This is a genomic window from Patiriisocius hiemis, from assembly GCF_031846325.1.
GTDB lineage: Bacteria > Bacteroidota > Bacteroidia > Flavobacteriales > Flavobacteriaceae > Patiriisocius_A > Patiriisocius_A hiemis.
This window is the reverse complement of record NZ_JAVRHZ010000001.1, coordinates 561,793-580,279: the sequence shown is the minus strand read 5'-3', so window position 1 is coordinate 580,279 and position 18,487 is coordinate 561,793. Positions and strand designations below refer to the sequence as shown.

Here is an 18,487-nt window from a genome sequence, read left to right as displayed (position 1 = left end):
ACCCCACTTACATTGTAAGCGGGATTATGTTTAATTTGCTAAAGGCAGACTAGTTGTCTTTTTTAAGCTTGGCCATACCTTTTGGTCTATTCTCAAGCGCCTTTCTTCTTTCTTCCATTTGCTTTAGAAGTTCGGCTTTCTTTTTTGCCAAAAGTTCTTTTTCTTTTTTGGCTTTTTCCAATTGCTCTTTTTTGGACTTTTCAAGTAACATGGCTTTTTTACGTTGTATTTCATTAATCTTTGCCTTGTTGCTATCATCTACTTCTATAGCGTCCTTAACAACTTCAACTTTCTTGTCATTTTTGGTAATAACTTTAGAGTCTTGGTTAACTTCATCTGTACCTTCAACTTTAATAATACCTTTTTCGGTATTTACCTCTTTGACAATTTTGGTTTTTACTGTTGTGTCTCTTTTAACAACTTTCTTAATAACCTGTTTTTCTTTTTTATTTTCTTGTGCAGTAGCTGTAATTCCGAAGAAAAGTGCTACAGTAATAAAACTCATTATATATTTCATAATATTCTTATTTTAAGATTGTTATGCTAATCTACAACGAATTGTGTTAAATAAAAGTCAAACACATCTCAAAGTTTTCCTATAATTTATTTGTTAGGGTTGCTATAACTGTTTTTCAATCCAAATGAAGCCGTATATTTGCAGCCTTAAATATCGTATAACTAAAAAGATAACCACGTACGTGGGAACTATATGAAAGCAGGTATTGTAGGATTGCCTAATGTTGGAAAATCAACGTTGTTTAATTGTTTGTCTAATGCAAAAGCACAAAGTGCAAATTTCCCTTTTTGTACTATCGAGCCAAATATTGGGGTTGTAAATGTACCAGATAACCGCTTATTAAAGTTGGAGGAATTGGTTGAACCAGAAAAAGTAATCCCTGCCACCGTGGAGATTGTAGATATTGCAGGGTTAGTAAAAGGAGCAAGCAAAGGTGAAGGATTAGGAAATCAGTTTTTAGGAAACATTAGAGAAACCGATGCGATTTTGCATGTATTGCGTTGTTTTGATAATGACAACATTGTGCACGTAGATGGGAGTGTAGATCCAGTTCGTGATAAAGAAACGATAGATATTGAGCTTCAATTAAAAGACCTTGAGACTACTGAGAAAAAGTTAGACAAGGTAAAAAGAGCAGCCAGAACTGGAAATAAAGAGGCACAAACAGAAGAAGCCTTATTAGTTCGAGTAAAAGAAGCACTAGAATCTGGAATCTCGGTACGTGCAATAAATTTTACTGAAGAAGAAAAGGAAGACTACATTAAAGATATGCAGTACATTACTGCAAAACCTGTAATGTATGTTTGTAATGTAGATGAAGATGCTGCTGCAACAGGAAACGAGTATGTAGAAAAAGTGAAAGCTGCTGTTGCAAATGAAAACGCCGAAGTAATTATCCTCGCTGTAGGAACAGAAGCCGATATCACCGAATTAGAAACCTTTGAAGAACGTCAATTATTTCTAGAAGACTTAGGGTTAGAAGAACCTGGGTCTGCAAAACTAATTCGTGGAGCATACACATTACTTGATTTGCAAACCTATTTTACAGCAGGTAAAAAAGAAGTCCGTGCTTGGACAATACCTGTGGGAGCCACAGCACCACAAGCGGCTGGTGTAATTCATACCGATTTTGAAAAAGGATTTATTAGAGCCGAAGTAATTAAATACGACGATTTTGTTTCTTTTGGAAGTGAAGCAAAAGTACGTGAGGCTGGTAAGCTAGGAGTAGAAGGGAAGGAGTATGTTGTAAAAGATGGAGATGTGATGCACTTTAGATTTAATGTGTAACAAATTCCTGCGAAGACAGGAATAAATTACTAACAATTACCCCTATTTTTTGTTAATTACTTTCCCTTAGTTTCATTTCTCATTTTATGCTGAAATCCTATATTTAACACCCATTCAGCAAATTTTATGGCAGAAACTAAATATACCGAAGACAATATACGCTCCCTCGATTGGAAAGAGCATATTCGTATGCGTCCAGGAATGTATATTGGGAAATTAGGAGATGGTTCATCTCCAGATGATGGTATTTATATTCTACTCAAAGAAGTCCTTGACAACTGTATTGATGAGTTTGTAATGGGAGCTGGTAAAACCATCGAAGTTCGTATTAAAGATAAGGAAGTTCGTGTACGTGACTATGGCCGTGGTATTCCGCTAGGTAAAGTGGTAGATGTAGTTTCTAAGATGAACACGGGAGGAAAGTACGATTCTCGTGCCTTTAAGAAATCGGTAGGACTTAATGGTGTTGGTACAAAAGCCGTTAATGCCCTTTCAGCCTTCTTTAAAGTAGAATCGGTTAGAGATAACAAAATAAAGTATGCCGAGTTTGAACTTGGAGAGTTAAGGGTAGATTCAGAAGTAGAAGAAACCTCTAAAAGAAAAGGTACCAAAGTAAGCTTCATACCTGATGAAGCTATTTTTAAGAATTTTAAATATAGAAACGAGTACATAGAGCGTATGCTCAAAAACTATGTGTACCTTAATCCTGGATTAACCATAGACTTTAATGGGGAGAAGTTTTATTCAGAAAACGGACTTAAAGACTTACTTCAAGAAAACATTACACAAGAAGATATGCTGTACCCCATTATTCATCTTAAAGAAGATGATATTGAGGTAGCTTTAACCCATAGCCGCACGCAGTACAGCGAAGAATACCACAGTTTTGTAAACGGACAAAACACCACACAAGGTGGAACACACTTATCTGCATATCGTGAGGCGGTAGTTAAGACGCTTCGTGAATTCTATGGAAAAAATTACGATGCCAGCGATATCCGTAAATCAATTGTTTCTGCTGTTAGCATCAAGGTAATGGAGCCTGTTTTTGAAAGTCAGACCAAAACAAAGCTTGGCTCAACTGATATGGGTGGCGGATTGCCTACCGTACGTACCTTTATTAATGATTTTGTAAAAAGAAATCTTGACAACTATCTTCATAAAAATCCTGAAGCAGCAGAGAAGATTCAGAAAAAAATAGTTCAGGCAGAGAAAGAACGTAAAGAGCTTAGTGGTATCCGTAAGCTAGCCAGAGATAGAGCTAAAAAAGCGAGTCTTCATAACAAGAAACTTAGAGACTGCCGTATTCACCTCGGAGATACCAAGAAAGAACGAAACTTAGAATCTACACTATTTATTACCGAGGGTGATAGTGCAAGTGGTAGTATCACAAAAAGTCGTGATGTAAATACACAAGCTGTTTTTAGTCTTAAAGGAAAGCCTTTAAATAGTTACGGTCTTAGCAAAAAGATTGTGTATGAGAATGAAGAATTTAATTTATTGCAGGCGGCACTAAACATAGAAGATTCTATGGAAGACCTTCGATACAACAATATTGTGATTGCTACCGATGCCGATGTGGATGGAATGCATATTAGATTACTTTTAATCACATTCTTCCTTCAGTTTTTTCCAGAACTTATAAAAGAAGGACATTTATATATTCTGCAAACACCGTTGTTTAGAGTACGTAATAAAAAAGAAACTATTTATTGTTATAGTGAAGAAGAGCGTGTTGCTGCCATAGAAAAATTAAAGCCAAAGCCTGAAATCACTCGATTTAAAGGATTAGGGGAAATTTCACCAGATGAGTTTGTCCATTTTATTGGAGAAGATATACGGCTAGACCCTGTAATGCTAGACAAGCAAATGAGTATTGAAGAGTTACTTAAATTCTACATGGGTAAAAACACCCCAGACAGACAAGAGTTTATTATTAATAATTTAAAGGTGGAACTTGATAAGGTAGAAGGGTGACGATAGTTATGAAATTTAGATTTACGATTTTAAAATTATAAACCGATATATCATCCTAAGGCGTAATCAAGGGATACTGATATGAACGAAGATAACCAACATAACGAAGAAGAATTAGACGAAAATCTTGAGACTCCTCAAGAAACCGAAACTATTACCCGCGTTACAGGCATGTATCGTGATTGGTTTTTGGACTATGCTAGTTATGTAATACTAGAACGTGCGGTGCCGGCCATAGAAGATGGTTTTAAACCCGTTCAGCGTCGTATTATGCATTCTATGAAGGATCTAGACGATGGACGCTATAATAAAGTGGCAAATATTGTGGGGCATACCATGCAGTATCACCCTCATGGAGATGCGAGTATAGCCGACGCCATGGTGCAAATAGGTCAAAAGGACTTATTGATTGATACACAAGGAAACTGGGGAAATGTGTTAACAGGAGACAGAGCAGCGGCTTCACGTTATATAGAAGCACGTTTATCCAAGTTTGCGCTAGATGTAGTTTATAACTCTAAAATAACCGATTGGCAAGCCTCGTATGATGGTCGTAGAAAAGAACCCATCAATCTTCCGGTTATGTTCCCAATGTTACTCGCACAAGGTGCAGAGGGGATTGCTGTTGGTCTTTCAACAAAAGTACTACCACATAATTTTATAGAACTTATAGATGCTTCTGTAAAACATTTGCAAGGTAAGCGCTTTACTTTGTTACCCGATTTTATGACAGGTGGTATTATGGATGCTACCAATTATAATGACGGTCTTCGTGGAGGCAAAATACGAAGTAGAGCACGTATAGATCAATTAGACAAGAACACATTGGTTATAAAGGAGATACCGTACTCTACTACAACCTCTAGTTTAATTGACTCTATTCTTAAAGCAAATGATAAAGGAAAGATTAAAATCAAGAAGATTGAAGATAATACAGCTGCAGAAGTTGAGATTTTAGTGCATATTCCATCGGGAATTTCTCCTGATAAAACGATTGATGCCTTATATGCGTTTACAGCTTGTGAAACCTCTATTTCTCCACTAGGTTGTGTTATTGAAGACAACAAACCCTTATTTATTGGTGTTTCTGAAATGCTTCGTCGTTCTACAGATAGAACAGTTGCTTTACTCAAAAGTGAACTAGAAATTAAACTCAACGAGCTTGAAGAACAATGGCATTTTGCATCCTTAGAACGAATCTTTATTGAAAAACGAATTTATCGTGATATTGAAGAAGAGGAAACCTGGGAAGGTGTAATTAAAGCAATTGACAAAGGTTTACAACCACACATAAAGCATTTAAAAAGAGCTGTTACTGAAGAAGACATCGTTAGGCTCACAGAAATTAGGATTAAACGTATTTCAAAATTTGATATAGATAAAGCACAACAAAAGATTGAAGCTCTAGAAGATCAAATTGCAGAAGTAAAAAATCACCTTGAAAACCTAATTGATTATGCTATTGCTTATTTCAAAAGACTTAAAAAGGACTATGGTGAGGGTAAAGAGCGTAAATCTGAAATTAGAGTATTTGATGAGATTCAAAAAACAAAAGTTGTTATACGAAATACTAAACTCTATGTAAATAGAGAAGAAGGTTTTATTGGTACTAGCTTACGTCGTGATGAGTATGTAACAGATTGTAGTGATATTGATGATATTATTGTCTTTACACAAGATGGTACTATGATGGTGACCAAAGTAGATAGTAAGACCTTTATTGGTAAAGGAATTATCCATGTAGCTGTCTTTAAAAAGAAAGATAAGCGTACCATATATAACATGATATATAAAGATGGGCCACGTGGAGCTACGTATGTAAAGCGATTTGCGGTAACATCTGTTACTAGAGATAGGGAGTATAATATGACTGCCGGAACAAAAGGCTCTAAGGTTATATATTTTACAGCAAACCCAAATGGGGAAGCAGAGATTGTAACAGTATTATTACGACAAAGTGGAAGTATAAAAAAGCTAAAATGGGATCTTGACTTTGCAGACCAATTAGTAAAAGGACGTGGCTCTAAGGGAAATATTGTCACAAAATATGCTGTAAAACGTATAGAGCTAAAAGAAAAAGGACTTTCTACATTAAAGCCTAGAAAAATATGGTTTGATGAGACTGTACAACGTCTTAATGTAGAAGGTAGAGGTGAGTTGTTAGGAGAGTTTACAAGTGAAGACAGGCTGCTTATAATCAATCAAAAAGGAGAGGTGAAAACAGTAATCCCGGAAATGACTTTGCATTTTGGGGATGATGTAATAGTGTTAGAAAAATGGGAACCAAAAAAGCCACTATCTGTTATTTACTGGGAGGGAGAGAAAGAACTTTACTATGTAAAACGGTTTTTAATTGAAAATCCAGATAGAATAGAGTCTATTATCACAGAACACCCAAAGTCTTTTTTAGAAGCTATTTTTACAGACCATCGTCCTATGGCAGAAGTAGTTTTTGTTAAAGAGCGTGGAAAAGAAAGAAAAGATAATCTAGAAGTTAATTTAGAAGAGTTTATTTCTGTTAAGGGAATTACGGCTATGGGTAATCAATTAACTAAAGACAAAGTGCTTGAAATAAACCCTCTGGATCCATTGCCTTATGAAGCTCCTGTAAAAAAGGAAGCGCAAGATATAGATGTAATAGAAGAAGAATCAATTACTTCTCAAGAGCAAGATAAAAAAGAAGACTCTGAGGGCACTACTTCTCAAGCAAGTACCAATAACATTGAGGATAAAGGAGATGTTGATGGGGAAGGCCAGACTACCTTGTTTTAAATTTTAGCAAATGAAATCGTTTATTAAAGAATTCAAAGACTTTGCTATAAAAGGTAATTTAATTGATATGGCAGTTGGTATCATTATAGGTACTGCATTTAATAATCTTGTTAATACATTGGTCAAAAAAGTGGTGATGCCACCTTTATCATTATTAACTGACGATGTTAATCTATCCAACAAAAAAATTATTCTACGAGAAGCTTCAGAAAAAGTGGAGGAAGTAGCAATAGGATATGGAGAAATGATTGAAGCATGTATTGATTTTGCAATTATAGCTTTTACAATTTTTGTAGTTATAAAATTTATCAACCGTTTCAAAAACAAAGCAGAAGACCCAAAAAATAAGGAAGTCGTTACCCCTAAAAATATAGAGCTACTCTCAAATATAGAGCGCTTAATGGAAGAGCAAAATAAAATTTTGAAAAAGAAGAAATAGAAGTTAAAACCTAATCTTGATCTTCTTCAGGTATTGTGCTAACAATATCACTAGTTTTCTTGCGATATTTCATGTTGATAAACTCTATAAACAAAGAGAACGCAATTGTAAAGTATAAGTACCCCTTTGGTATTGTACCAACTTCTTGATCTAATATAACAATATGAGATAAATGAGCTCCTTCTGCAATTAGCATAAACCCAATAAGAATTAGAAATGCAAGCCCTAATAATTGAACGGTAGGGTGTTTATTTACAAATCGCCCTACAGGATTTGCAAATACCATCATAATAATTACAGATATAACAACAGCAATTACCATAATTACTAATGCATCTGTTGGGTTATCACTCAATCCGTTTGTCATACCTACTGCTGTTAAGATAGAATCGAACGAAAAGACAATGTTTATTAAACAAATTTGTATGATAGCTTTGGTAAGAGTAGTGGCTCTTCCTTTTCTTACTTCGCGCTCATCATGACCTTTATCTTCTACCTTTTCATGAATTTCGCTTGTACTTTTATATAATAAAAATAACCCCCCGATAATTAAAATAACACTTTGACCACTAACCCCGGCAGACATCCAAGATAGGTTAATGTGCCAGAAGGGAGCTTCCATAGCAACTAACCACGAAATACCAAACAATAGTAAAATTCTAATTATCATTGCCATGAACAACCCAATGTTTGTAGCCTTTTTTTGGTGCTCTTTTTTAAGTTTACTGGCTGCGAGTGAGATAAATATAATATTATCTATACCTAGTACAATTTCAAGGAATGTTAATGTTACTAATGCTACTATTGCATCTGGAGAGGTTAAAATTTCAAACATTTGACTTTTATTTGGTTAGGGTTGTGCAGTTATTCACTAATTTTAATTGCTGTTCCTTTTTGCTTCTTTTCTTCACCAACAATATTATATTCAAAAGTATAACTATCGTTCTGAGTACTCAAAATTTTCATGTGTATTGCCTTTTCTTCCGCCATATTCTTTGGATTCAAGTTTTTTACAATATACTCACAATCATTAATCCATCTAATAGAAGAAGTGTCAGCCTTGCCTCTAAAATAATCAATTTCTATAGAATCGTTTCGAGTAAATTTAGTTTTAAAAATCTCAGTTCCTATAACAGCTTCAAACTCAAATGTTCCAGTTTTAAAAGAGCTACAGTCTCTTTCTACAGAATAACAACTAACTAACAATAAAAGGAGGGAGGCAATTAAAAAAAAGCGCATATTTCAATTTTCTACAAATTTCTGAAAAATTATAGAAACAATTAATTAGAATACGCTTTAAAAGTACCGTCTTTATAAAAAATTACAATCCTATCTATTTCTGAACTAGAAGTGGTTTTTGAGATATCTGTTGCAGTATTCTGAGAAGGTAGATTTTGTTTTTGCTCAACAATTTCATTTTTTGACAATGAAGTATCTGAAAATAAATTTTGATTTACTGTTTTACTTTCAGAAGGGAAGGACCCTTTTCCATTTAATAACCAATACAATTCTACTTCTGGAAAAGTCTGAACAACTTTCATTACAAATTCTAAACTTGGTTTATTTCTACCAGAGAGTAGGTGAGAAATAGTAGACCTATTAAAATCTATTTTTTCAGAAAAAGCAGTAGCAGATAACCCGTAGAAATCTATGATTTTTTCTAATCTTTTTGTGAACTCCTTACTGTTTACCATTGTAACATCTCTAGTTATGCCTATAACGTTTACAAATGTAACTTATTTTATATTTTAACCCAAAACTTATTCATATTCATTACTTTATATTAGAAGTTTTACTTTAGATTAAAATAGTTAAATAATTGAAAATAAATTAATTAATTTCAATATAATTGATTATATAAAGGTTTTGTTAAAATAAGGGTAGTTGATTGCTAAGTTTGTTTACTTAACACAACAAATTCATTCAATTTCATGTTTACAATTGTAAACTTGTGCTTGTTTACCTTTGTAACAGATAAATTTATAATGGACAGTAAAAAACAATACGCACAGTTTTTTGAGAAGCAATTATTAGGTAGATATATTACGCTTAATCACATTAAGCCTATTCTAGATATCCTTCCTTCTTTTTGTAAAATTTCAGTAGTAGGTCATTCTGTTTTAGACAAAGAAATTATTTCAATACAATTAGGTCATGGGGTTAAAAAAGTACTTATTTGGTCTCAAATGCATGGAAATGAAACGACAACTACTAAGGCTATCTTCGATTTTTTAGGGTTCTTATCTCATAAAACCACTAGTAAAGAAGTTGTAAATAAGTTTTTAGGTACTTACACATTGACTATACTGCCCATTTTAAATCCTGATGGAGCCGAAGCCTATACCCGAAATAACGCTAAAGATGTTGATCTTAATAGAGATGCACAAGACCAAACTGAACCCGAGAGTGTTGTTCTTTCCTCAGTTTTTAAAGCTTTTTCGCCAGATTTGTGTTTAAACATGCATGATCAACGCACTATTTATGGCTTAGAAAGTGGGTTGCCAGCTACAATATCATATCTAGCGCCTTCAGCAGATAAAGATAGAACGATAACTTCCGCTAGAAAAGAAGCTATGGAGATAATCGCTAGCTTGTTTTTAAACGCTTCTAGTGAGGTTAAAAACCAAATTGGTAGATATGACGATGGATTCAATAAAAACTGCGTAGGAGATACATTTCAGATGGCAGGAGTGCCTACTATATTATTTGAGGCGGGGCACTATGAGAACGATTATCAGAGAGAAATTACTAGAAAGCATATATGCTTTGCATTATTAGATTTATTTAAAATTAATTCTAATGCTGGTAATCCAAGTATAGATATATACAATGCAATTCCAGAGAATAAAAAAAACTATAAGGATGTTCTTATTAAAAATGTAAAGCTACCTAAGGAGAACTCATTTCAAACTATTGCAGTTCAATTTGTGGAAAACTTACTAGACAATAAAATTGTTTTTACACCTACTATAGACGCAATAGGTAGTTTAACAGATGTTTATGGTCACCTTGAAGTAGATGCGAATGGGAGTGAAGTTTTAATAAATTCTCACGATAAAATTACTATTGGTCAAAAAGTATTGCATATAATTGATAAAAATAACCCAAATACTACTTTTTTTTCAATAGATAGTTTTTCATAACAATTAAAGGCGCTATTTTTGTAGCAGAAATATTTACTATGGCCAAATTTAAATTAGACGACACAGATCATCAAATCTTAGATATGTTGATTGAAAATACACGTACTCCATTTACTGATATAGCAAAAAAGCTTTCTATTTCAGCTGGTACAGTACATGTTCGAGTGAAAAAAATGGAAGAAGCTGGCATTATAACTGGTTCTTCACTACGATTAGATTATAAAAAACTGGGGTACTCTTTTATTGCATATGTAGGTATTTTCTTGAATAAAACTTCCCAAACACAGTTTGTTCTTGAGCGAATTAACCAAATTCCTTTTATTACTGTTGCACATGTAACTACAGGAAAGTTCAATGTTTTTTGTAAAATTCGCGCAAGGGATACAACACATGCAAAAAATATTATTTATTTAATAGATGATATTGAAGGAGTTACAAGGACTGAGACAATGATTTCCCTGGAAGAGAGTATTAATGATAAGAAACGATTAATGCACTCAATCTTTAACGATATTGTTTAAATAAACAACTCTAATTAATTTTAAGCCTATGATTTTAGTATCTTAGGCTTTTATATTTTTTATGATTACTGATTTACTAGAACCAACCGAATTTAACCCTTATTTTGCACAGTATATAAACTTAGCCTCGTCTAATGATATCTTAGAGTCTCTTGCCAAATCCATGCTAGTAACGCATGATTTTTTTGAAAATATTTCTAAAGAAAAATTAAACTATAGGTATGCAGATGGGAAATGGACACCTCTGCAAGTGTTGCTTCATATTATTGATACCGAAAGAGTTTTTGCTTATAGAGCATTGTATTTTGCAAGATCCAATGGGGGTAAACTAGTTGGTTTTGACCAAGATGAATTTATAGAAAACACTTCTAGCGACTTACATCTTGATGAATTATTAAAAGAGTTTATTGCGGTACGTACAGCAACCATATCACTCTTTAAAAGCTTTAATGAAAATACTTTAAAAAAGAAAGGTATTGCAAGTGGAAATGAACTTTCTGTGAGGGCTGCAGGGTACATCATTTGTGGACATGAGGTACACCATATAAATATTATTAAAGAAAGGTATTTATAGCTTATTCTTCTTCTTCAGAACCTTTTTGCTCTAATTCAACAATTGGTTCGTTGTAGTCTTCATCATCGTAATCATCTTCCACAAAATTTGCCATCGAGTTTTCTAGCTTAGAACTTACTTTAACCAAGTAGATAGAATCATCAGTTCTAACCTCTACCGCCTCAATAGTTTCATTTTTTGCATTTTTAAAAGTAATCACATGATCATCATCATAACCATCTGGGTATTTTGAAACCAAAAGATTAAGTATTTCTGGTGTTAATTTTTTAAAATCTACAATGACTCTTTTCATATTGGTTTGCTATCGTTTATAGTTTAAAACTAGTAAAAAAAGTAATACATAAAATTAATTAAATGTAAAATATTAGAGATTTTTATAGTATTCAAAAGCTTTGTGAATAAGGGAGTTAGGGACTTTACAATCTGTTTTTACCTCTCCAAAGTTAGTTAGTAATACAAACCGCACCTCTCCATTTACATTTTTTTTGTCGTGAATGAGGAGTTTTATTATTTCTGAAATGGCTGAGTCGTTAAATGTAACTTTGCCAAATATTGAAATAATTTTATCTGAAGTTTCTTCTAGTATTGTTTTGGGGAACTGTAATAACTCAGAAGAAATAAAATTAGCTAAAATCATCCCAACTGCGATAGCTTCACCGTGTAGCAATCTTTTTTCTCTATGAGTTAAATAATAAGATTCAATTGCATGACCAAGTGTATGACCGTAATTTAGTGTTTTTCGAACCCCTTTTTCAAGTGGGTCTTTAGTTACTACCTTGTTTTTAATTTTAATAGATTCCCAAATTATATTTTTTTGCTCTTCTTCGGTAACTATAAAATAGTTTATTGCTTTATTCCAGTAAGATTTTGAAGTAATAAGCCCATGCTTTATTATTTCAGCAAAACCCGAGCGTGTTTCAGTTTCTGAGAGTGTTTTTAAATACTCTGTATCAATAATCACAAAATTAGGTTGTTTAATAACACCTATCTGGTTTTTTAATGAACCAAGATCTACACCGTTTTTGCCACCTACAGAGGCATCTACCATTGCTAATAGAGTAGTGGGGATGTTAATAAATTGAATACCTCTTTTAAACGTACAGGCTATAAATCCACCTAAATCAGTTACAACACCGCCACCAAGATTAAGTAACAGACTTTTTCTGTCTGCCCCTTTATTTGATAGTTCTTGCCATAATTGCAAACAAGTTTTAATATTTTTATGATTTTCACCATTAGGCATTTCAAGAACTACTATTTTTTTTTCTATGCTTAGTTTGTCCAAAAAATAAGGCAAACAAACCTTCTTGGTATGGTTATCTACCAACACAAAAGTTGTTGAAGGATTATAGCTTTTTATAAAGCTACGTATAGCCTCGTAACCTTCCATAGCTTCATATATTCCCCCTTCTATTTTGGTTAATCCTCTCATACTATGTAGTTTCTATTTTTGCGATTAAAGTGAGATCAAATCTAACTATATTTGTGAACATTATTTTTATTTTATGGCATCAAATTCACTTTTCGATAATACTGAAGTTGCTTTTAAGCTAAAGAGTGATTCACAATTAGAACGTGCTTATTTTCTTTTTAAAATGATAGCTAATGAACCATTGGTTCGTATAGGTACTGCAGCAACCAAGCTTGCATTAAATATGAATTTACCTGTTGAGGGTCTTATTCGATCCACAGTTTTTGATCACTTTTGCGCAGGAGTAAATGAAAAAGATTGTATGCCAACTGTTGATGAGCTGTATGGTGCAAACGTGCATTCGGTTTTAGATTATTCGGTAGAAGGGAAAGAAGAGGAGGAACAATTTGATGCAACTTTAGCCAAGGTAATTGAACTTACTCGGTTTGCTGATAAAAAAGACGCAATGCCTTTTTCGGTATTTAAGCCTACAGGTTTTGGTCGATTTAAAATATGGCAGAAGATTACTGAAAAACAAAAACTTACAGAAAGTGAAAAAAGCGAATGGGAGCGTATAATTGCTCGATATGAAAAGATTTGTAAAGTAGCTTACGATTGTAATATTTCTCTGTTAATTGATGGTGAGGAATCATGGATGCAGGATGCTGCAGATGATTTATGCGAGCAAATGATGGAAAAATATAATAAAGAGTATCCTATTGTTTTTAATACCCTACAATGCTACCGTTGGGACAGATTAGCATATTTAAAAAAGGCACATAAAAAAGCAAAAGAGAAAGGATATAAGCTAGGTTTTAAGGTAGTTAGAGGTGCTTACATGGAAAAAGAAAATGAGCGTGCCGAAGAACATGGGTATGAAACTCCAATTTGTGAAAGCAAATTTGCAACTGATGCCAACTTTAATGAGGTGACGAAATACATTTTGGATAACCTTGATGATATTCATTTATTTTTAGGAACACATAATGAAACAAGTAGTTATTTGGCAGTAAAAATTATGGAAGCAAAAGGTCTAACTAATAATGACAATAGAGTGTGGTTTGGACAATTATATGGCATGAGTGATCACATAAGCTATAATCTTGCAGAGCAAGGTTATAATGTTGCTAAATATACCCCATTTGGCCCCGTAAAAGATGTGATGCCGTACTTAATTAGAAGGGCAGAAGAAAATACCTCAGTCGCTGGGCAAACAAGTAGAGAATTATCTTTATTAAAAAAAGAGAAAGAAAGAAGAAAAGCCTAACTAACTAAAAAATAACTTGACAACGGATAATTGTAGGTTATTATTCTTGCTGAAAGTTGACGTCTAAAAGCCTAGCTACTTCTGCACAATTCTCCATTGTTATTTTTAATAGAGTTTCTTTAATCTCTCCTTCAATTACATATTGTTTGCATGAGTCTAAATCACGATTACTTTCAGAAAACAAAACATTTCCATTATTCAAAATACTAGATATAGCAGCTGTGTCAAGTCCTTTACTCTGAAGAGTTTGTAGTGTTTTTGGGTTAAACTCTCTTTTTTTTAGACGTATATTTTTTAATGTGCGTGCATTTGGAGAGTAATCACATGAAGCATCTTTTCCACCTAAAAAGAAAAATAAAATAATAAGTCCAATTACAAATCCACCAAGATAATAGGCGAGTCTATGAATAAGTTTCATTTACTAAAATTTAAAGCAAAGATAGTTGTAAATACTTTGATTATTTTTCTGTAGTCCTACAAAATAATTAAAACATCAATAAATTCAAATCACTATGAGGCATCTCAAACCAGTCTGAAATCGACTTGTTTGTTAATATTCCTCTATAGAAATATAGGCCATTTCGCAATCCATAATCATACCTAGCGGCATTTTCTAGCCCGCCACATTCAGCTATTTCTAATAAATATGGGGTAAAAATATTACTTATTGAAATTGATGCTGTTTTAGGGTATCGAGCAGGAATGTTTGGTACTCCATAATGAATAACCCCATGCTTTATATGAATTGGTTTATCATGTGATGTAATCTCCGTAGTTTCAAAGCAACCACCCATATCTACACTTACGTCTATAATTACTGCACCTGGCTTCATGTTTTCTACCATTGTAGACGAAACGACTACAGGAGAACGATTAGACCCTCTAATTGCTCCAATAGCAACGTCACAGCGGCGTAAGGCTTTTAATAGGTTTTTTGGTTGAATAGTAGAGGTATATAATGGCTGCCCTACATTTGTTTGAATTTTTCTAAGCTTTGTGATGGAACTGTCAAACACTTTTACATTTGCTCCCATTCCCAATGCAGCACGTACTGCAAATTGCCCAACGGTACCGGCACCAATTACAACAACCTCAACAGGAGGGACGCCGCTAATGTTTCCGAAGAGTAATCCATTTCCATATTCTGGATGCACTAACAACTCCGAAGCAATTAAAACAGAAGCGCTTCCTGCAATTTCACTTAATGCTTTTACTGCAGGATAACTATGGTCTTCATCTTTTATAAACTCAAAAGCTAGTGCCGTGATTTTTTTCTTTGCGAGTATTTTAAAATATTCTTTCTGTCTTGTTTTAAGTTGCAAAGCAGAAAGTAAAACAGATTTTGGTTTGATTAGTTCTAACTCTTCTAGGGTAGGGGGTTCTACCTTTAAGATCATAGGGCATTCAAATACCTTTTTTGTGTCATTTGTTAGTGTAGCACCAGCAGTATTGTATGCATCATCGCTAAAACCAGCTTCGGTACCAGCACCTTTTTCTATAAGTACTCGATGTCCATTGGCAACGATTGCTGCAACAGCATCTGGTGTTAGGCAAATACGTTTCTCTTGAAAATACGCTTCTTTTGGAATACCTATGTATAGCTCTCCTTTTTGTTTAGAAATTTCTAGTTTCTCTTCTTGAGGGAGAAGTTGAGCTCTAGTAAAAGGGGAATTAGGTTGTGACATGGCTATTGGTTATATACTACCAAGTTACAAATTAAAAACGAAAATTTTATATGAAAATATTATTGAAACAAATCCTTAATTTGACGCCAAAAGCTTTTCTTTTGCATTAAGTCTTCTTCAAAGGCTTGTAAGTCATCTCCTCGTAATTTGTGGAATAACTTAGCTCTTACTAAGTAAACAAATGGTATAATAACAAGCATTATTGGAAATAACCACCAGATTTCAACTTCATCCACAAAGCTTGTGTCATCATTAATAACATTAAATAATTGAAAAGAGAACATTCCAATCGGAATCAAAAGAACATGATACCACCAATGCTTATTTGTGAAAAACCATATAAATAATAAAAGTAATGGGATAAACTTACCCATCATAGTCCAAACTGAAACATATACCTTTTGGTACCAGTTAGCTTCGTAAGTAAACAAAAAAGTTTCCCAGGTTTTTGTATCTGGGAAACTTTCATATGTATAAAAAATGTATGGCGTTATTGCAATTAATAACGCAACTATACTACCCCTTACTAGGGACGATGATGTCTGCTTTGTCGATTTGTTGTTCGTTTTGTCCATCTTCTATGCTTTCTGGCGTGCAAGATGCAAATAAACCTGTCCCGAAAATTGCTACGATAAATAGTACTTTTAATAATTTCATAATGTTATAGTTTGTGAGGTTAATAGCACAAATCTATTGTTTAAAAAGGCAAGTCCTTAATTTTTTTTGGGCTTATATTGTACTATTGTCTTTTGTAATTAAAGATGTGTTACTTGCCGAAAAAAATTACCTTTTATGGGTAAATAATGAAATTATATTATCGTGTTAATTTTAGTTCACTAGCTTAAGGTTTACAGTTCTACTTCCATTTTTATTTTTGTTAAGTGTTACCTCAACATATTCTTGGGGAATTAATGTTTCAATTTTTTCAGGCCATTCTATAAAATTAAAGTGGCCACTATAAAAGTATTCTTCTACTCCCATATCCATTGCTTCATCTTCACTTTTTATTCGATAAAAATCGAAATGAAAAATTTTTTCAGTACTTGTTTGATACTCATTAACTATAGAAAAGGTAGGGCTACTTAATGTATCTTTTACACCTAATTGTTTAGCTAACTCCTTTATTAAGGTAGTTTTGCCAACACCCATCTCTCCTTTAAAAAGCCATACCCTAGTTTCTTTTAATTGCAAGAGTTCACTTACAACTTCGTTTATGGTATTTAAATTAAACGTACGTTCCATATAAATTAATGGATTTCAAATATAGCATTATAATCGATTAATCGACCTATTTTTCGATAAAATACACTTTAACAAGACTTATCCTACAAATAATATATTATTTTGGGTTAAGAACTGTAAACGGAATAATCATTTCTTCTAGAGAAACTCCTCCATGTTGATAGGTATTACGGTAATAGCTTACGTAGTGATTGTAATTATTAGGATATGCAAAAAACAAATCTCCTTTTGCAAATATAAAGGAACTGCTCATGTTAATTGTTGGCAAATGTATTGTTTTAGGGTTTTTTGCTGCTAAAACTTCTTTGTCTTCATATGTAAGACTTCTTCCAGTTTTGTACCTAAGATTTAAGCTAGTATTCTTATCTCCTATTACTTTGGAAGGATTTTTTACGTTTATAGTACCATGATCTGTAGTGATAATTAACTTAAAGCCTAATTGAGATGCTTGGGTAATAATATCTAGAAGTGGAGAGTTCTTAAACCAACTTTGAGTTAGAGAGCGATAAGACTTATCTGTGGATGCCAGTTCTTTAATTACTTCCATCTCTGTTTTAGAATGAGATAGAATATCTACAAAATTATAAACAACCACGGTAAGGTCTTCATCTTTATGGGCTTTAAAGTTTTCTGCCATTTTCTTTCCTTGTTTGAGGCTGGATATCTTTGTATAACTCCAGTCTAGATTAAGGCCTAAACGTTTTAATTGCGCCGCTAGAAACTTATCCTCTTTCATGTTTTTCCCGCCCTCATCAGTATCATTTAACCAATACTCTGGATGCATTTTTTCCATATCTGCTGGCATTAATCCAGAAAATATAGCATTTCTTGCGTATTGTGTTGCAGTAGGTAGTATGCTATAAAAAAGTTCTTCGTTTTGTTTTTTATAACTACTCGCTAAAAAGGGCTCAAATGCCTTCCATTGGTCATAACGTAAGTTATCGACTACAACTAGCAGGGTTGGGGTTTTATCTTCTAATTCTGGAACTACCTTGTCTCTAAAAAGGGTATGCGACATTACAGGAGCATCATCTTTACCATCAAACCAATTAGGGTAATTTTTATCAATAAACTTGCAAAATTGTGTGTTTGCTTCTGTTTTTTGAGACTCTAAAATCTCAAACATTCCAGTATCTTCAATGTTTTCTAGTTCTAACTCCCAGTAAACCAATTTTTGATAAAGCTCTGCCCAACCTTCGTAAGAGTTAATCATGGACATATCCATTGCTATTTTTCTAAACTCTTGCTGATAGTTTGAGGTTGTTTTTTCTGAAACTAATCTAGAATGATCAAGATTTTTCTTAAGACTTAAAAGTATTTGGTTTGGGTTTACGGGTTTAATTAAATAATCGGCAATTTTAGAGCCAATTGCTTCTTCCATAATATATTCTTCTTCACTTTTTGTAATCATAACAACTGGAAGAGTAGCATTATATTCCTTTATTTCAGTAAGAGTTTCTAAACCAGTAAGGCCAGGCATGTTTTCATCCAGAAAAACAATATCAAAACTCTCTTGCTTTATTTCCTCTAGTGCCTCTGTACCACTTTGCGCTGTAGTAACTTTATAGTTCTTGTTTTCTAAAAAAATTATGTGAGGCTTTAATAAATCTATTTCATCATCAACCCAAAGTACTTTAATATCGCTCATATAT

General features: G+C 33.3%; 19 protein-coding genes. 8 read left to right on the top strand and 11 right to left on the bottom strand.

The window, feature by feature from the left end:
• Positions 1 to 49: 49 nt before the first annotated feature.
• A complete protein-coding gene (locus tag RM538_RS02740; RefSeq protein ID WP_311331860.1) occupies positions 50 to 517 on the bottom strand; it encodes a hypothetical protein in 468 nt (155 codons plus the stop codon).
• Between the two features lie 192 nt (positions 518 to 709).
• Between RM538_RS02740 and ychF the strand changes: the two genes are divergently transcribed.
• The 4 genes from ychF (at position 710) to mscL (ending at position 6,992) form a co-directional block, all read left to right on the top strand.
• The gene (gene ychF, locus RM538_RS02735) at positions 710 to 1,804 is read left to right on the top strand and encodes a redox-regulated ATPase YchF (RefSeq protein ID WP_311331859.1); all 1,095 of its coding nucleotides are present in this window, start codon (positions 710 to 712) and stop codon (positions 1,802 to 1,804) included.
• Between the two features lie 126 nt (positions 1,805 to 1,930).
• Positions 1,931 to 3,781: a DNA topoisomerase IV subunit B gene (locus RM538_RS02730; protein WP_311331858.1), complete on the top strand. Its 1,851-nt coding sequence runs from the start codon at positions 1,931 to 1,933 to the stop codon at positions 3,779 to 3,781.
• 81 nt (positions 3,782 to 3,862) lie between these two features.
• The gene (locus RM538_RS02725) at positions 3,863 to 6,553 is read left to right on the top strand and encodes a DNA gyrase/topoisomerase IV subunit A (protein ID WP_311331857.1); all 2,691 of its coding nucleotides are present in this window, start codon (positions 3,863 to 3,865) and stop codon (positions 6,551 to 6,553) included.
• 10 nt (positions 6,554 to 6,563) lie between these two features.
• A complete protein-coding gene (mscL, locus tag RM538_RS02720; protein ID WP_311331856.1) occupies positions 6,564 to 6,992 on the top strand; it encodes a large-conductance mechanosensitive channel protein MscL in 429 nt (142 codons plus the stop codon).
• A 10-nt stretch (positions 6,993 to 7,002) separates the two neighbouring features.
• On the opposite strand, the gene RM538_RS02715 is transcribed toward mscL, so the two are convergent.
• From RM538_RS02715 to RM538_RS02705, 3 genes are read right to left on the bottom strand one after another with little or no spacing between them, the layout of a single operon-like run.
• A complete protein-coding gene (locus RM538_RS02715; RefSeq protein ID WP_311331855.1) occupies positions 7,003 to 7,827 on the bottom strand; it encodes a TerC family protein in 825 nt (274 codons plus the stop codon).
• A gap of 29 nt (positions 7,828 to 7,856) precedes the next feature.
• The gene (locus tag RM538_RS02710) at positions 7,857 to 8,231 is read right to left on the bottom strand and encodes a DNA topoisomerase IV (RefSeq protein ID WP_311331854.1); all 375 of its coding nucleotides are present in this window, start codon (positions 8,229 to 8,231) and stop codon (positions 7,857 to 7,859) included.
• Positions 8,232 to 8,272: 41 nt separating this feature from the next.
• Positions 8,273 to 8,686: a helix-turn-helix domain-containing protein gene (locus RM538_RS02705; RefSeq protein WP_311331853.1), complete on the bottom strand. Its 414-nt coding sequence runs from the start codon at positions 8,684 to 8,686 to the stop codon at positions 8,273 to 8,275.
• Positions 8,687 to 8,977: 291 nt separating this feature from the next.
• On the opposite strand from RM538_RS02705, the gene RM538_RS02700 reads away from it, so the two are divergent.
• The 3 genes from RM538_RS02700 (at position 8,978) to RM538_RS02690 (ending at position 11,230) form a co-directional block, all read left to right on the top strand.
• Complete coding sequence (locus tag RM538_RS02700) at positions 8,978 to 10,135, top strand: M14 family zinc carboxypeptidase (RefSeq protein ID WP_311331852.1); 1,158 nt, start codon at positions 8,978 to 8,980, stop codon at positions 10,133 to 10,135.
• Between the two features lie 38 nt (positions 10,136 to 10,173).
• On the top strand, positions 10,174 to 10,656 hold the full coding sequence (locus RM538_RS02695; protein ID WP_311331851.1) for an Lrp/AsnC family transcriptional regulator: 483 nt from the start codon (positions 10,174 to 10,176) through the stop codon (positions 10,654 to 10,656).
• Between the two features lie 61 nt (positions 10,657 to 10,717).
• A complete protein-coding gene (locus RM538_RS02690) occupies positions 10,718 to 11,230 on the top strand; it encodes a DinB family protein (protein ID WP_311331850.1) in 513 nt (170 codons plus the stop codon).
• A 1-nt stretch (position 11,231) separates the two neighbouring features.
• Here RM538_RS02690 and RM538_RS02685 read toward each other — a convergent pair whose 3' ends face one another.
• Positions 11,232 to 11,522, bottom strand: coding sequence for a hypothetical protein (locus tag RM538_RS02685; RefSeq protein WP_311331849.1), 291 nt, complete (start codon positions 11,520 to 11,522; stop codon positions 11,232 to 11,234).
• A gap of 72 nt (positions 11,523 to 11,594) precedes the next feature.
• Positions 11,595 to 12,662, bottom strand: a complete 1,068-nt coding sequence (aroB, locus tag RM538_RS02680; protein WP_311331848.1) for a 3-dehydroquinate synthase — start codon at positions 12,660 to 12,662, stop codon at positions 11,595 to 11,597.
• Positions 12,663 to 12,735: 73 nt separating this feature from the next.
• Between aroB and RM538_RS02675 the strand changes: the two genes are divergently transcribed.
• A complete protein-coding gene (locus RM538_RS02675) occupies positions 12,736 to 13,908 on the top strand; it encodes a proline dehydrogenase family protein (RefSeq protein WP_311331847.1) in 1,173 nt (390 codons plus the stop codon).
• Positions 13,909 to 13,948: 40 nt separating this feature from the next.
• Here the strand turns inward: RM538_RS02675 and RM538_RS02670 are convergent, their stop codons facing one another.
• The 5 genes from RM538_RS02670 to porX form a co-directional block, all read right to left on the bottom strand.
• Positions 13,949 to 14,326 carry a hypothetical protein gene (locus tag RM538_RS02670; protein ID WP_311331846.1) on the bottom strand — a complete coding sequence of 126 codons (378 nt, stop codon included), beginning with the start codon at positions 14,324 to 14,326 and terminating at the stop codon, positions 13,949 to 13,951.
• Positions 14,327 to 14,393: 67 nt separating this feature from the next.
• Positions 14,394 to 15,593 (bottom strand): alanine dehydrogenase, encoded by a 1,200-nt coding sequence (locus tag RM538_RS02665; RefSeq protein WP_311331845.1) that lies wholly within the window; start codon positions 15,591 to 15,593, stop codon positions 14,394 to 14,396.
• Positions 15,594 to 15,652: 59 nt separating this feature from the next.
• The gene (locus RM538_RS02660) at positions 15,653 to 16,168 is read right to left on the bottom strand and encodes a hypothetical protein (protein ID WP_311331844.1); all 516 of its coding nucleotides are present in this window, start codon (positions 16,166 to 16,168) and stop codon (positions 15,653 to 15,655) included.
• 253 nt (positions 16,169 to 16,421) lie between these two features.
• Positions 16,422 to 16,835 carry a tRNA (adenosine(37)-N6)-threonylcarbamoyltransferase complex ATPase subunit type 1 TsaE gene (gene tsaE / locus RM538_RS02655; RefSeq protein WP_311331843.1) on the bottom strand — a complete coding sequence of 138 codons (414 nt, stop codon included), beginning with the start codon at positions 16,833 to 16,835 and terminating at the stop codon, positions 16,422 to 16,424.
• Between the two features lie 97 nt (positions 16,836 to 16,932).
• Complete coding sequence (gene porX / locus RM538_RS02650; RefSeq protein ID WP_311331842.1) at positions 16,933 to 18,483, bottom strand: T9SS response regulator signal transducer PorX; 1,551 nt, start codon at positions 18,481 to 18,483, stop codon at positions 16,933 to 16,935.
• Positions 18,484 to 18,487 lie beyond the last annotated feature (4 nt).

Bases quoted from the DNA above. Each gene is read 5' to 3' on its own strand.
- RM538_RS02730 (WP_311331858.1), top strand. From the start codon at position 1,931: ATGGCAGAAACTAAATATACCGAAGACAATATACGCTCCCTCGATTGG.
- tsaE (WP_311331843.1), bottom strand. From the start codon at position 16,835: ATGGAACGTACGTTTAATTTAAATACCATAAACGAAGTTGTAAGTGAA.
- RM538_RS02670 (WP_311331846.1), bottom strand. From the start codon at position 14,326: ATGAAACTTATTCATAGACTCGCCTATTATCTTGGTGGATTTGTAATT.
- RM538_RS02660 (WP_311331844.1), bottom strand. From the start codon at position 16,168: ATGGACAAAACGAACAACAAATCGACAAAGCAGACATCATCGTCCCTA.
- RM538_RS02740 (WP_311331860.1), bottom strand. From the start codon at position 517: ATGAAATATATAATGAGTTTTATTACTGTAGCACTTTTCTTCGGAATT.
- RM538_RS02685 (WP_311331849.1), bottom strand. From the start codon at position 11,522: ATGAAAAGAGTCATTGTAGATTTTAAAAAATTAACACCAGAAATACTT.
- RM538_RS02725 (WP_311331857.1), top strand. From the start codon at position 3,863: ATGAACGAAGATAACCAACATAACGAAGAAGAATTAGACGAAAATCTT.
- RM538_RS02705 (WP_311331853.1), bottom strand. From the start codon at position 8,686: ATGGTAAACAGTAAGGAGTTCACAAAAAGATTAGAAAAAATCATAGAT.
- aroB (WP_311331848.1), bottom strand. From the start codon at position 12,662: ATGAGAGGATTAACCAAAATAGAAGGGGGAATATATGAAGCTATGGAA.
- ychF (WP_311331859.1), top strand. From the start codon at position 710: ATGAAAGCAGGTATTGTAGGATTGCCTAATGTTGGAAAATCAACGTTG.
- porX (WP_311331842.1), bottom strand. From the start codon at position 18,483: ATGAGCGATATTAAAGTACTTTGGGTTGATGATGAAATAGATTTATTA.
- RM538_RS02690 (WP_311331850.1), top strand. From the start codon at position 10,718: ATGATTACTGATTTACTAGAACCAACCGAATTTAACCCTTATTTTGCA.
- RM538_RS02695 (WP_311331851.1), top strand. From the start codon at position 10,174: ATGGCCAAATTTAAATTAGACGACACAGATCATCAAATCTTAGATATG.
- mscL (WP_311331856.1), top strand. From the start codon at position 6,564: ATGAAATCGTTTATTAAAGAATTCAAAGACTTTGCTATAAAAGGTAAT.
- RM538_RS02665 (WP_311331845.1), bottom strand. From the start codon at position 15,593: ATGTCACAACCTAATTCCCCTTTTACTAGAGCTCAACTTCTCCCTCAA.
- RM538_RS02710 (WP_311331854.1), bottom strand. From the start codon at position 8,231: ATGCGCTTTTTTTTAATTGCCTCCCTCCTTTTATTGTTAGTTAGTTGT.
- RM538_RS02675 (WP_311331847.1), top strand. From the start codon at position 12,736: ATGGCATCAAATTCACTTTTCGATAATACTGAAGTTGCTTTTAAGCTA.
- RM538_RS02700 (WP_311331852.1), top strand. From the start codon at position 8,978: ATGGACAGTAAAAAACAATACGCACAGTTTTTTGAGAAGCAATTATTA.
- RM538_RS02715 (WP_311331855.1), bottom strand. From the start codon at position 7,827: ATGTTTGAAATTTTAACCTCTCCAGATGCAATAGTAGCATTAGTAACA.